Source organism: Cupriavidus sp. 01L46 (assembly GCF_056399905.1).
Genome location: NZ_JBFTSF010000201.1, coordinates 1 through 13685, shown reverse-complemented (window position 1 = coordinate 13685; position 13685 = coordinate 1). Strand labels below are relative to the sequence as shown.

11 protein-coding genes and 2 tRNA genes are annotated in these 13685 nt (G+C 65.7%); 1 reads left to right on the top strand and 12 read right to left on the bottom strand.

From position 1 onward, the window contains the following. Positions 1–596: 596 nt before the first annotated feature. Both AC1DS3_RS27165 and AC1DS3_RS27160 read right to left on the bottom strand, forming a co-directional pair. Positions 597–673 (bottom strand) — tRNA-Arg (locus tag AC1DS3_RS27165). Positions 674–738: 65 nt separating this feature from the next. After that, positions 739–1617 carry a hypothetical protein gene (locus AC1DS3_RS27160; protein WP_477128329.1) on the bottom strand — a complete coding sequence of 293 codons (879 nt, stop codon included), beginning with the start codon at positions 1615–1617 and terminating at the stop codon, positions 739–741. Here AC1DS3_RS27160 and AC1DS3_RS27155 point away from each other — a divergent pair. Next, entirely contained in the window at positions 1601–2800 is a 1200-nt protein-coding gene (locus AC1DS3_RS27155; protein WP_477128327.1) for a sterol desaturase family protein, read from the top strand. The two genes, AC1DS3_RS27160 and AC1DS3_RS27155, sit on opposite strands and share 17 nt — an antisense overlap. Before the next feature lie 269 nt (positions 2801–3069). Here AC1DS3_RS27155 and AC1DS3_RS27150 read toward each other — a convergent pair. From AC1DS3_RS27150 to AC1DS3_RS27105, 10 genes are all read right to left on the bottom strand, one after another. Beyond that, positions 3070–3156: transfer RNA gene (locus AC1DS3_RS27150), tRNA-Leu, on the bottom strand. 100 nt (positions 3157–3256) lie between these two features. Beyond that, the gene (locus tag AC1DS3_RS27145; RefSeq protein ID WP_441637775.1) at positions 3257–4528 is read right to left on the bottom strand and encodes an amidohydrolase family protein; all 1272 of its coding nucleotides are present in this window, start codon (positions 4526–4528) and stop codon (positions 3257–3259) included. 36 nt (positions 4529–4564) lie between these two features. Then, positions 4565–5530, bottom strand: a complete 966-nt coding sequence (locus AC1DS3_RS27140) for an ABC transporter permease (protein ID WP_477128328.1) — start codon at positions 5528–5530, stop codon at positions 4565–4567. Continuing rightward, positions 5527–6618, bottom strand: coding sequence for an ABC transporter permease (locus tag AC1DS3_RS27135; protein ID WP_441637773.1), 1092 nt, complete (start codon positions 6616–6618; stop codon positions 5527–5529). Before AC1DS3_RS27135 ends, AC1DS3_RS27140 begins: the two co-directional genes overlap by 4 nt. Then, positions 6608–8200: an ABC transporter ATP-binding protein gene (locus AC1DS3_RS27130; protein WP_441637771.1), complete on the bottom strand. Its 1593-nt coding sequence runs from the start codon at positions 8198–8200 to the stop codon at positions 6608–6610. The genes AC1DS3_RS27135 and AC1DS3_RS27130 overlap by 11 nt, the downstream gene beginning before the upstream one ends. 126 nt (positions 8201–8326) lie before the next feature. Beyond that, complete coding sequence (locus AC1DS3_RS27125) at positions 8327–9328, bottom strand: BMP family protein (protein WP_441637769.1); 1002 nt, start codon at positions 9326–9328, stop codon at positions 8327–8329. Next, a complete protein-coding gene (locus AC1DS3_RS27120) occupies positions 9318–10034 on the bottom strand; it encodes a TetR/AcrR family transcriptional regulator (RefSeq protein WP_441637767.1) in 717 nt (238 codons plus the stop codon). Before AC1DS3_RS27120 ends, AC1DS3_RS27125 begins: the two co-directional genes overlap by 11 nt. Beyond that, the gene (gene upp / locus AC1DS3_RS27115) at positions 10034–10693 is read right to left on the bottom strand and encodes a uracil phosphoribosyltransferase (RefSeq protein WP_441637765.1); all 660 of its coding nucleotides are present in this window, start codon (positions 10691–10693) and stop codon (positions 10034–10036) included. The genes AC1DS3_RS27120 and upp overlap by 1 nt, the downstream gene beginning before the upstream one ends. Positions 10694–10768: 75 nt before the next feature. Then, positions 10769–12091, bottom strand: coding sequence for a URC4/urg3 family protein (locus AC1DS3_RS27110; protein ID WP_477128326.1), 1323 nt, complete (start codon positions 12089–12091; stop codon positions 10769–10771). After that, the gene (locus tag AC1DS3_RS27105) at positions 12088–13326 is read right to left on the bottom strand and encodes a GTP cyclohydrolase II (protein WP_441637761.1); all 1239 of its coding nucleotides are present in this window, start codon (positions 13324–13326) and stop codon (positions 12088–12090) included. Before AC1DS3_RS27105 ends, AC1DS3_RS27110 begins: the two co-directional genes overlap by 4 nt. Positions 13327–13685: the final 359 nt, after the last annotated feature.

Sequence of the window (13685 nt, the reverse complement as noted above, 5' to 3'; positions counted from 1 at the left end):
ACATGTTTTACTGTGCGAGCACTTTATAACTTGTAAGCTAAAAGACCGAAGTCTTCCGCATCCGCTATCAAGCGCCCACACTTATCGGTTGTTTGTTTGTTAAAGAACTGGCCRCGGTTCGCTTTGCTTACCGCGTCGCTGCGTTTGCTGCAGCAGAGAAACGAGACTATAAAGAACTTTCTACGTTTCGTCAAACACTTTTAATCTTTTGCCGCTTCGGGAAGCTTTGCTATTTCTGCTTTGCCACCCTTGCCGCAAACCCCACAACCCTTGCCCCGTCTGCTTTGCAGCGCGTTGTTCGTGTTGCGAGGGGGCGAATACTAAAGGGTCCAAGCCAGCCTGACAAGCCCTTTTCGGGAAATATTATGAGAGGCTTTTCGATCACCCTTTGTAGCGCACTTTCGGAAGCGGCCCGAATAGGAAAGCAAGACGCGATGCGTGGCGCGCAGGCCGAGCCACCAAGGCCGACCACATCGAGCCACTACTCGGCTATGGCAGCCCGGCAAGCCCTGCCCCAACGGCACGAACAAAAAAATGGCCTGGAGCGCTTGACGCTTCAGGCCATTTTTTGTGCTTCTTTTACTGCTTGCAATAAGTGGTGCGGCTGGCAGGATTCGAACCCACGACCCCTTGGTTCGTAGCCAAGTACTCTATCCAACTGAGCTACAGCCGCACGCGAAGACGGCATTCTAGCGCAGTGAGAGAAAAATGCAAGTCCCTTCTTGCCTGCCGTCCTGGCTACCAGCGATAGCGCGCGCCCAGCGTGCCCCCAGGATTGCGCCCGGCTTTCAGCTTGACCCAGAGCTTGACGCCCCCGTTTGTGCTGCCGTGTGCGCCAAGGTTGACGGAGAGTAGCCCACGCAGCATGTCGGGATCGATGCGGGTGCCATTGATGTTGATCACCTGCTTGCGGTCCTGCCAAAGATCCGCCTCGACAAAGGGGTAGACCCCGCCGACGCCGGTCAGCCGGGTTGGTTGCGTCCGGTAGACCCGCACCACCACCTCCGCGGCACTTGTGTCCGCCGGCTGTCCGGAGAGAAAACCGGTTGCGCTCTTATCCAGGCCGGGCTGGTAGGCGAGTTGCAAGCGCGGCTGTATCGTCAGGCCGCCGCTGCGAGGCAATACGGTATCCAGCGCGAGCGCCATGCTTTGCATCCGGCCGCCGACGAACCCGGTAGCCGAAGTGGCATCGTCCAGCCGCAGGAAGAACTCGGCGTGTCGCGGCCGGCTGGCGGGTTCGGCATAAACCGGATCGCGCAAGGCCGCCGAGAGACCGGGGGCATCGTTGTCCGCGCTGGGTAAAGCCAATGCAGCTGAAGTACCGCCGCCCCAGGAGGACCACTTGCCGATCGACGCAACCAGCGGCGCCTGCATATCGCCACCGCTGGCTGGCGCCACCGGCGACTGGGATTCGCCGGCAAGTTGCGCAACGGAATCGGGTTCTAGCTGGTCCCAGCCGAGACCGGCGCTGCTGCCGGAGGGACGCTCTTCGGCCTGCGCCAAGGAGGGAAGAAGCGAAACAACGGAACAGCGGAAGATCCTGATGACCAACGACCCCATTGACAGGCCTGGCAATCCTGGCGAGCCCGATGCTTCAAAAATGAAACAGAATGGCACTGTCGGCAAGTTGCCGATCGCCCCGGTGCACAACGTCCTGCGCGATACCCGCGAGCTGCTGGGCAGCAGCGGCGAGCTCGAAGCCGGACGCGGCATGATCACCGCCATCCTTGCGCTGGCCCTGGGCGGACTGAGCCTGCTAGGCGTGATCGCCTTCCATTTCCCGCAATACCTGACCACGCCCGAACTACGCCACAAGTATTCGGTCGACGTGCTGCGTCATGTCCTGTTTGCCGCGCTGCTGGTGTCCGGCGGCATGTCGCTGAGCAACCTGGTGCTGGGCCGCAAGCGCAGCCTGAACGCCGCGGCATTCGCACTGGTAGCGCTGGCGGTGGCATTGGGCGGATCACGCGTAGCAGTGGGCGACTTCCCGGACCACACGCCGTACATCGGCCTGGACTGGTTCATCCTCGACCTGCTCGGCTCGACGCTGATCTTCGTCGTGATCGAAAAGATGTTCCCGCTCTATCGCGGGCAGGCCGTATTCCGGCGCGAATGGCAGAYCGATCTGGTGCACTTCGCGGTCAACCACTTCATCGTTGGCCTGATCCTGTTGACGGTCAACTTCCTGATCTTCCGCTTGTTCGGCTGGCTGGTGCGCGACAGCGTGCACGCGTTCGTGGGTGGCATTCCCTTCGTGCTGCAACTGCTGCTGTGCATACTCGCGGCCGACCTGGCGCAGTACTGGACCCACCGCGCGTATCACGAGGTGCCCTTCCTGTGGAAATTCCACGCCGTACACCACAGCACCAAGACCATGGACTGGCTCGCCGGCTCGCGCCAGCACATGCTGGAGCTGGTGTTCACGCGCGTGCTGGTGCTGGCGCCGCTATACGTGCTGGGCTTCAACAAGGGCGTCATCGATGCGTACATCATCATCGTCGGCTTCCAGGCGGTGTTCAACCATGCCAATGTCCACCTGCCGTGGGGCCCGCTGCGCTACCTGGTGGTCACACCGGACTTCCATCACTGGCATCATGCATCGGATGACGAGGCGATCGACAAGAACTACTCGGCGCACTATGCCTTTCTCGACTACCTGTTTGGCACCGCGGTGAAATCCGGCAAGCGTTTCCCAGAAAAATACGGCGTAGTCGGCGACTACATGCCGGACGGCTTCGTGCGCCAGCAGCTATTCCCCTTCCGGCCGATGCCGCCGGCACGCAAGGACGACGAGACATAAGACGGCCCGGCAAGGTGGCATCGACGTACGCTCGCTCGGGATCGAAGCCCTGCAGGCCGGCGATATTCTGCTGCCGGCCGCCGTCCCATCGCGGATGGAGGCGAGACTAAGTGGCGTGCGTGGAGTGCGAGAAATAGGCCACCTTGGGCGACGGTGCCCTGAAAGGGGCCGCTGAAAGGAGCCGGATGCCGCGCGGGTAGCAACCGCATGAAAGCGCGGCACAAAAGAAAAAGGCCGCTGCATAAGCAACGGCCTTTTTCATCGAGTCTTGGTGCCCAGAAGAGGACTCGAACCTCCACAGTGTTGCCACCGCTAGGACCTGAACCTAGTGCGTCTACCAATTTCGCCATCTGGGCTTCGTTTTGCCGCTTTGCGGCGGCGCTGCGAAGAACGACATTATGCAGAACACGGAATCTGCTGTCAACTCCCGACCTGAAATTTCTTTGGCGTCCGYGCTCAAGGCTGAAAACAGACATGCCCCGGCCTGCCATCCAGGTGCAAGGTCGCCGTGGCGGGACGCGTGCTCGCCACCACCTTGCCGGCCCGCAGAACCAGCAGGCGGGTGGCGCGCAGCCGGATCGCCTCGACCGCATCGCGTGCCTGCAGCAGCACCAGGTCGGCCCGGCAGCCCGGCGCGACGCCATAGCCTTCCAGGCCGAGGATGCGCGCCGGCGTTTCGGTGACGGCAGCAAAGCACGCGTGCATGGCGTCCTGCCCGGTCATCTGGGCCACGTGAAGCCCCATATGCGCCACCTCCAGCATGTCGCCCGAGCCCAGGCTGTACCACGGGTCCATCACGCAATCGTGGCCGAACGCCACCGGCACGCCGGCGGCCAGCAGTTCCGGCACACGGGTCATGCCTCGCCGCTTCGGATAGCTATCGTGCCGGCCCTGCAGCGTGATGTTGATCAGCGGGTTGGCGATGGCCGCCACGCCCGACTCCCGAATCAGCGGGATCAGCTTGGAGACGTAGTAGTTGTCCATCGAATGCATCGAGGTCAGGTGCGAGCCCGTCACCCTGCCCTGCAAGCCAAGGCGCACGGCCTGGCAGGCCAGCGTCTCGATATGACGGGACATCGGATCGTCGCTCTCGTCGCAGTGCATGTCCACCCGCAGGCCCCGCTCGCAGGCGAGCTCGCACAGGATGCGCACGGACTCGGCGCCGTCTGCCATGGTTCGCTCGAAATGCGGGATGCCGCCCACCACGTCCACGCCCATGCCGAGTGCCCGCTTGAGATTGTCGAGCGCGCCCGGCGTGCGCAGCACGCCGTCCTGCGGAAAGGCCACCAGTTGCAGGTCAAGGTAAGGCCGGACCTTCTCGCGCACGTGCAGCAGCGCCTCGGTGGCAAGCAGGCGCGGGTCGCACACGTCCACATGCGAACGGATCGCCAGCAGGCCCTTGGCCACCGCCCAGTCGCAATAGGCCAGCGCGCGCTCGACGATGGCGTCCTGCGTCAGCAGCGGCTTGAGCTCGCCCCATAGCGCGATGCCTTCGAGCAACGTGCCGGACTGGTTGATACGCGGCAGGCCATAGGACAGCGTCGAGTCCATGTGGAAATGCGCATCGACAAATGGCGGCGTCACCAGTTGACCCGCGGCATCGACCTCGGTAGCGGCAGGCGCCTTGAGCGCCGGTTCCACCGCCTTGATGCGATCGCCCAGGATGCCGATGTCGATGCCGGTCCGGCCATCGGGGAGCGTGCAGTTGCGCAGGATCAGGTCGAGCATGGTGCGGGCCTTGTCATGATGATTGCTTGCCTGGAATCAGCGTTCACCCTTGCGATAGGGCTTCATCAGCGCCTGCGGGTAGGCGGCGCGGCGTGCCACCAGCACCAGCGCGAGGATCGACAGCACATACGGCAACATCAAGTAAAGCTGGTAAGGCAGCGGCGGCAAGCCGGGYAGGCTGGCGCCGCTTTGCTGCAGGCGCAGCTGCAGCGCGTCGAAGGCGGCGAACAGCAACGCGCCGGCCAGCGCGCGGCCCGGCCGCCACGAAGCAAACACCACCAGCGCCACGCAGATCCAGCCCCGGCCGTTGATCATATTAAAGAAGAATGCGTTGAACGCGGATAGCGTGAGGAACGCGCCGCCCACCGCCATCAGGGCGGAACCCGCCATGATCGCACCGATACGCATCGCGCCCACGCGAATCCCCTGCCCCTCCGCCGCGGCAGGATTCTCGCCGACCATGCGCACGGCCAGCCCGAGCGGAGTCCGGTAGAGCAGCCAGGCCACCACGGGCACCAGCCCCAGCGCCAGCAGCGTCAATGCGGTCTCCTCGCCAAACACCGGGCTCAACATACCGCCGATCAGCGGAATGCCGCCGATCCAGTGCATCGGGGCAAAAGGCGTGATGGTGGGCGGCGTGGCCACCGAGGCAAAGCCGAGCCGGTAGGCATAGTAGGACAGGCTGGTGGMCAGCATGGTCACGCCCAGCCCGGCCACATGCTGGGACAGCGCCAGGCTCACGGTCAGCCAGCCATGCAGCAGCCCGAAGGCCAGCCCGACACCAGCTGCCACCGCCACCCCGCCCCATAGCGGCGCACCGTGATAGACCGCCAGCCAGCCACCGAAAGCGCCAGCCACCATGATGCCTTCGATGCCAAGGTTGAGGACGCCGGCACGCTCGCACAGCAGCACGCCCAGCGTGCCGAAGATCAGCGGCGTGGCCACGCGCAGTACCGCGATCCAGAAGGCCGCCGAGGCCACGATGTCGAGCAGTTCCATCAGGCCACCTTACCCGGGGCATCGAAGCGGATGCGGTAGCGTGCCAGCATGGTCGCCACCAGCATCGCGAGCAGCGCCACCGCCACGATCACATCGGCAATGCTGTTGGGCACGCCCGCCGCGCGGCTCATGCCATCCGCCCCCACCAGCATCCCGGCCACGAACACCGACGCCGCCACCACGCCAAGCGGATGCAGCCCCGCCAGCATGGCGATGACCACGCCCGCATAGCCATAGCCGGGAGAAATATCGAGCGTGAGGTAGCTGGTGCGCCCGGCCACCTCCACCACGCCCGCAAGCCCCGCAAGCCCGCCGGACAACAACGCGGCCCGCATCGTCACGCTGCGCACCGGCATGCCCGCGAAGGCCGCAGCCCGTGCATTGGCGCCTACCGCGCGCATCTGCAGGCCAAACACCGTGAAGCGGTTGACCGCCCACAGAATCACGGCCAGCGCGCTGGCCAGCAACAAACCGCTGTGCACGCGCGAACGCTCAACCAGCTTGGCCAGCTCCAGCTCCGGCACCAGCGCCACCGATTGCGGCCAGCCCATCGCGGTGACGTCTTTCATCGGGCCATCCAGCATCATCGAGACAAACAGCAGCACGATGAAATTGGCCAGCAGGGTCGTGACCACTTCATCCACGCCGAGCCGGGTCTTGAGCCACGCGGCCCCGAGCAATAACATGGCGCCGGCCAGCATGCCCGCCACCACCATCAGGACAAAGAGCAAGCCCATGGGCAGTTGCTGCGCCCAGGGCGCAACCGCGCCATCAACCTGGCCGCCAACCGCCACAGCGGCCAGCGCACCGAGGTAGAGTTGCCCTTCCGCGCCGATATTGAACAGCCGCGCGCGAAAGGCCACCGCCACCGACAAACCCGTCAGGATCAGCGGCGTGGCGCGCGTGAGCGTTTCCGACCACGCAAAGCGCGAGCCAAAGCCGCCTTGCAGCAGCTGCGCATAGGCACGTCCCACCGGTGCGCCGGCCCAGCGCACCAGCAAGGCGCAGATCAGCAGCGTGGCAAGAATGGCGACGATGGGCGCGGCCAGCATGGCCACGCGCGAAACGCCGGTACGGGCTTCAAGCCGCATGGAGGGCCTCCTCCTTGCCCGCTTGCGCGTGCCTGCCACCGCCCGAGCCGGCCATGGCCAGGCCGAGCTCGCCCAACGTCCACGCCGCCGTAGGCCGGGCTTCGGTCAGGTGTCCGGCATGCATCACGGCGATGCGGTCGGCCAGCGCGTGCAGCTCGTCCAGGTCCTCCGAGATCAGCAGTACGGCTGCGCCTTCGCGCGCTGCATCGAGCAGGCGGGCGCGCACATAGGCTACCGCGCCGATATCAAGCCCCCACGTAGGCTGGCTGGCCACCACAAGCAGCGGCGCGCGGCCCTCACCCCGCACCGAGAGCGCCCGGCCCAGGATCAGCTTTTGCATATTGCCGCCCGACATGGTTCGCGCTGGCACCTCGATGCCGGCGGTACGCACATCGAAACGCGCCACCAGATCCCGCGCGAACCGCTGCGCGGCGGTGCGCCGGATGATGCCCCAGCGCGAAAAGCGCGGCTCGCTGAGTTGTTCGCTCGCGGCGTTCTCCCACACGGCGAGATCGCCCACGACGCCGACCGCATGGCGATCCTCCGGCACGCGTGCCACGCCAGCGCCAATCCATGCGCGGGGCTTGGCGGGCATCGGCTTGCCTGCCAAGGTGACACGCCCCTCACTAGCCGCCAGCGTGCCGCTGGCCAGCTCCGCCAACGCGGCCTGCCCGTTGCCGGAGACACCGGCAATGCCGACGATCTCGCCGGCACGCACCTGCAGGCTGACCTCGCGCAGCAGCGCGCGCCCGTCCGCGGCCCGCGCGCCCACGTGCTCCAGCGCAAACACGGGCGCCGCCGCGTTGCCATATGCGCCATCCTCGACACTCGGCCGCGCCGCGCGTTCCGGCATCGCTACCACGCGGCCGACCATCAGCTCTGCCAGTTCGGCCTTGGTGGTCTGCGCCGCGGCGCACTGCGCCACCAGCTTGCCGCCACGCAGTACCGCGATGCGGTCGGAAACACGCAGCACCTCATCAAGCTTGTGGCTGATAAAAATCACAGACAATCCTTCGGCGATCAGTTGCGCCAGCGTGGCGAACAGCGTCTCGGCCTCGTGCGGCGTCAAGACGGCAGTCGGCTCATCGAGAATCAGCACGCGGGCGCCGCGATACAGCGCCTTCACGATCTCCACGCGCTGGCGCTCTCCCACCGACAGCTCGCCAACCCTTGCCTGGGGGCGCACCGCCAGGCCGAAGCGCGCAGCCAGGGCCAGCACCTTGTCACGCGCGGCGCGCCATTCCAGGCGCCATTGCCACAGCGGCTGGGTGCCAAGCATGATGTTGTCTAGCACCGAGAGATTGTCGGCTAGCGTGAAATGCTGGTGCACCATGCCGATGCCGGCTGCCAGCGCCGCGCGCGGCTGGCCGGGCGGCAACGGCCGGCCGTCCACCTCCACCGTGCCGGCGTCTGCCACGTAGTGCCCGAACAGGATGCTGACCAGCGTGCTCTTGCCGGCGCCGTTCTCGCCCAGCAAGGCCAGCACCTCCCCGCGCTGCAACTCCAGCGAGATATCGTCGTTGGCCACAAGCGGGCCGAATCGCTTGGTAATGCCGGCAAGGCGCAGGATAGGTGTGAGCATGGATGACTGGGGATGGCTGGGGATGGCTGGGGATGGCGTTCAAAAGCGTCGACGGTTTGCTCCYCTAGCCCAAACGCGGGCGAGGGGAGCAAACGCAGCCGGGCATTTCAAGTGGCTCTGGCCACCTTACTGCGACGACTTCGGCTCCGTTTCCACCACCTTGACCGCGAACTTGCCATCGAGGATCGCTTTCTCTTTCGCCTTGACCTTGGCCATCACGTCGCCTGGCACCTTGCCGTCGAACGTGCCCAGCGGCGCCAGCTCCGCACCCTTGAACTTCATCAGCGAATACGGGCCGTAGTCCTCGCTCTTGAACTGGCCGGCCTTGACCTTGCCGAGCGCGGCGCCCACGGTGGGCTCCATGTTCCACAGCGCCGAGGCCACCACGGTAGCGGGATACTGCGGCTGCGTGTTGATGACATTGCCGATCGCCAGCTTGCCCTTTTCCTTCGCGGCGTCGGATACGCCAAAGCGTTCGGCGTAGAGCACGTCGGCGCCCTTGTCGATCATGGCGAAGGCCGCTTCCTTGGCCTTGGGCGGATCGAACCACGAGCCGATGAAGCTGACCGTGAACTTCACCTTGGGATTGACCTCGCGCGCGCCTTCCATGAAGGCGTGCATCAGCCGGTTGACCTCGGGGATGGCGTAGCCACCCACCATGCCGATATGGTTGGTCTTGGTCATGCCGCCGGCGATCATGCCGGAGAGGTAGGACGGCTCCTGGATGTAGTTGTCGAACACCGAGAAGTTAGGCGCCTGCGGCTTGCCGGAAGAGCCCATCAGGAACGCGGTCTTGGGATAGTCCTTGGCCACCTTGCGCGCAGCCGCCTCGACGGCGAACGATTCGCCCAGGATCAGCGATGAGCCCTGCTCCGCGTACTGGCGCAGCACGCGCTCATAGTCGGCATTGGACACGCTTTCCGAGAACACATAGTCGATCTCGCCGCGCGCCTTGGCCTCGTTGAGCGCCTTGTGAATGCGCGACACCCATTGCTGCTCGACGGGCACGGTGTATACCGCCGCCACCTTCAGCCTGGCCTGCGCCTGCGCGGCGCCACCGAGTGCGGCCACGCTGGCGGCAGCTGCCGCGAATTTCAACCAAGACCTGCGCTTACCCTCAAAACTCATGGCTCTCTCCCCTTGTTGACGATAACTCCACGGCCAGGCCAGCCGGTTCCAGCCCGCAACCGCGCAGCAAAAGCCGCACCAGGTGGTCGGTGGCCTGCTCATAGTCGCGCTGGCCAAGGTGGCTCACCCCAAGCACGGCGCAAACTTGCGACTCAAAATCGGCATAGGTCTGGGTGGCGGCCCAGATCGTGAAAAACAGATGGTGCGGATCCACGCTGGCCATCTCACCGCGCGCGATCCATTCCCGGATCACGCCGGCCTTGCGCGCCACCAGCGCTCGCAGCGCGCCGCTGAGCACGTCGCGGATCTCAGGCGCACCGTGCAGCAGCTCATTGGCAAACACGCGCGAGGCATCCGGATGGCTGGCCGACAGCCGCATCTTGGCGCGGATGTACTGCTCCAGTGCCACCTGGGGCCGCTGCTCCGCGCCGATGATGTCGGTCTCGGACAGCCACAGCGCGAGCGTATGCGCCAGCACGGCCCGATATAGCGCCTGCTTGGTGCGGAAGTAGTAATGCAGGTTGGACTTCGGCACGCCCGCGCGCGTGGCGATCTCGTTCATGGTCGCGCCGGCGAACCCGGCCCGGGCGAACACGTATTCGGCCGCGCGCAGGATCAGCGCCTCGTTCTCCTGGCGGATGCGCCCCCCCGCCACTTCCCGCGGCGGCGGAAAGCATGGCGGCGGCGCCGTAGCCGGCGCTCCCATTACTTGGTGCCGTAGAGGCGGTCGCCGGCGTCGCCCAGGCCTGGCACGATGTAGCCGTGCTCGTTGAGCTCCTCGTCAATGGCCGCGGTGACAATGGCTACGTCGGGATGCGTTGCCCGCAAGGCCATCAAGCCCTGCCGCGAAGCGATCAGGCACACGTACTTGAGCGTGCTCACGCCGGCTTCCTTCAAGCGGTTGAGCGCGGCGATGGCGGAGTTGCCGGTAGCCAGCATCGGGTCGACCACGATCACCAGCCGCTCATGGATGTCCTCCGGCATCTTGAAGTAGTACTCGATCGGCTCCAGCGTTTCCGGGTCGCGGTACAGGCCGATATGCCCGACCCGCGCTGCCGGCAGCAAGTCCAGCATGCCGTCCAGGAAGCCATTGCCTGCCCGCAGGATCGACACCAGGCACAGCTTCTTGCCTGAGAGCACTGGCGACTGCATGGGTGCGATCGGGGTCTTGATGGCGATGGTCTCCATCGCCAGGTCGCGGGTTGCCTCGTAGGTCAGCAGCTGGCTGATCTCGCGCACCAGCCGGCGGAAATTGTCGGTGGTGGTGTCTTCGCTGCGGACCAGCGTGACCTTGTGCTGCACGAGCGGGTGATCCACCACCATCACGGACGCGGTGACGGGCGGTACGGCGGAGAGGTCGGTCATGATGCGCTCCTGGAGGGCGGTAGCGGATAGGTCTTGCTGGTTGCTGTTTGCTGCGGCGCGGGTCTGGCAAACCCGCTAGAACACCGTGCCGTCGCTGTTGATGGCGAATGGCGGCGGGCCACCTGGCCTGCGCTTGGCGGCAATGCGCCGCCCCGCGGCCCAGGTGCCGCCCTCCAGCACGCGGGCCAGCGGGAACGACTCTGCCGACAGCCCGAGYGCCTCGCGCACCGACGCGGCCACGAGGTCGAGTCCCGTCACCGTGAGCGCGCGCCATTCCACGATAACCGCCTCATCCACCGTGTGCGCCACGGCGGTGAAACCAGGGTCGCGCGGCACCATCAGCTCGAAATCGAACAGCAGCCCGCCGTTGCGGTATTCGGGCAAGCCAGTCAGGACCTCCAGCCCGGTCACGGTCAGGCCGGCATCTTCCAGCGGTTCCAGCAGCGAGTAGGTGAGCCACTGGGTCAGCTTGTGAAAAGGCACCAGGCCATCAGTGCAGGCTCGGTGGTGCCAGCAGTCGCCCAGCGACACGCCTTCCAGGCTGATGCGCCCTGGCCATACCGGCCCCAGCGCCACCAGCAGCGTGGTGAGCACGAAGCCGGCCTCGATCTGCCCAGCGCTGGCATGGGCCTTGAGGTAGTCGAACAGGTTGCCCAGCCGCGCCGGCGAACCAAAGACCGCTGGCGTGGCCTGCGCCACCTCGCCGAGACGGCGCAACAGCCCGGCACGTCCATCCAGGCCCACCAGCGGGTTGTGCTGGGCCACCTGGAATGCGGTTGCGATGGAGGACGCATCGATACGCATCAGGCGCTCGGCATCGGAGCGCAGCGGCTGGCCCKGCTGGGCAGAAAAGCCGCCGCGCGCGAACAGGTCGAAGCTGGCCACGCCAAGCCCTTCGGAGCGCGTCAGCAACAGGTCGCTGGCGGGATCGCGATAGCGCCAGTCCGGGCCTGCGCCGGCATCCAGCAATACGCTGGGGATCACCAGGTCGATGCCGATGCGGGCGCGTTCCTCGCGGTCGGCCTCGCCGGAGAGCCCGCCGCGTTCGCACAGGATCTGCCATCGGTCCAGCTTCTCGCCAGGGCCGCCGCTCTCGAAATGACGCCAGCGGCTGTGATACGGCACGTTGAGGTCGGGATAGCGCTGGCGGATGGTGGCCGCCACGTAATCGGCCACTGCCGGGATCCGCTCCGGATGCCAGGTAAACAGCTTGGACGCGCCGGCTGCCACATGATCCGTCACGGCAGCGCAGCGGGTGCGTACCGCGTGGCCGGTGAGCAATGCGGCGGCCGGATGGCCGGGCGGCACGGGACTGGCCCAGCCACCGGCATCATCCTCGCCGTTGGTGAAGGGATTCGCGGCGCCGCGGACGCCACCCGCTTCGGGTATCTCGTTCATTCGTGCAGTCCTCTGCCCTTGGCCAGCGCGAGTTCTTCCGCGTCGGGCGGGGTATAGCTCGTGAAGTAGCCAGCCGCCACCTTGGCGTCAATTTCCACGCGGGCATCGGCCGGGATCAGTGCATCGGGAATCGCAACCTGCTCAACCACCTCGATACCCTGAGCGGTCAGCGCCCCGTGCTTCATATTGCTCATCGAAGCCCAGCGGTCGATACGCTTGATGCCGAGCCAATGGAACACATCGGGCATGAGCTCCTGGAAGCGCATGTCCTGCACGCCGGCGATACATTCCGTGCGTGCGAAATAAGTCTCGGCCCGGTCGCCGCCAACCTGGCGCTTGCGGGCGTTGTAGACCAGGAACTTGGTTACCTCGCCCAGTGCCCGGCCTTCCTTCCGGTTATAGACCACCAGCCCGACACCGCCCTGCTGCGCCATCTCGATGCACACCTCGATGCCGTGGGCCAGGTACGGCCGGCAGGTACATATGTCGGAGCCGAACACGTCCGAGCCGTTGCACTCGTCATGCACGCGGCAGGCCACCTTGGTCTCGGGCTTGCCAAGCTGGCTGACATCGCCGAAGAAGTACAGGGTCATGCCGCCGATCGGCGGCAAGAACACTTTCAGGTCGGGGCGCGTGACCAGTTCCGGAAACATGCCGCTGGTCTGCTCGAACAGGCTGCGGCGCAGCATGCTTTCCTTGATCCCGAAGCGGCGCGCCAGCCCCGGCAGGTACCAGACCGGATCGATCGCGGCTTTGGTGACCCGCACGTCGCCATTGGCATGAAGGATCTGCCCGTCTGGCGTGAGCCGGCCCGCCGCGATGGCGCCCATCAGTTCGGGCATGTTGATGTGGGCGCGCGTAATGGCGATCGAGGGACGGATATCGATGCCCGCGGCGATCCGGTCGCCGAAGGCGCTGGAAACCAGGTGACCCCAGGGATCCATCGAGACGATCTTGTCCGGGTCGCTCCACTGCGGGTGGGGCCCGATGGCGTCAGCCGGCGAAGTATCGGTGAGATCGGCGCGGTGGTCTCGCTGCAGCTTGCCGGACGCGACTGCCAGCGCGCGGTAGACCGCGTAAGCGCCGGAATGGGTGCCGATCACATTGCGCTGAGCCGGATTGGTCAGGCTCGCGATCACGGGGCCGCGCTCCGCTGCCGTGGCGGCCCCCCAGTGGATTGGCTCGGCCGGCTTGTCGCGGCGCGCGTGCGAGGTCAGGACAATATGATCGGACATGGCAGCCTCGGAACGTGAATCCTGACCAAACGGTCAGGTTTACGATTCCATAGTAGGCAACCTTCGTGCCATATCCCAATGCTCGTTTTTACCCTGTGTTGCACACCGCACGATACCGCTTGCGCACCGTGCCGGTGCGCCAGCGCCGCAGCCAGCGCTGGCCTGGTGCATAGGCACCATGTAAAAGCGGCACCGGGCCGCTGGGGCCGGGTGCCGCTGGATGTGCCTTCGGATAAACCGGAAGCGCTATCGGGACTATCGGGGCTATCGGGGCTATCGGTCGGTCAGGTTGACCGTGACTGCCCCGCCGGCTGCCGCTGGACGGTTGACCGTGACTGCCCCGCCGGCTGCCGCTGGAC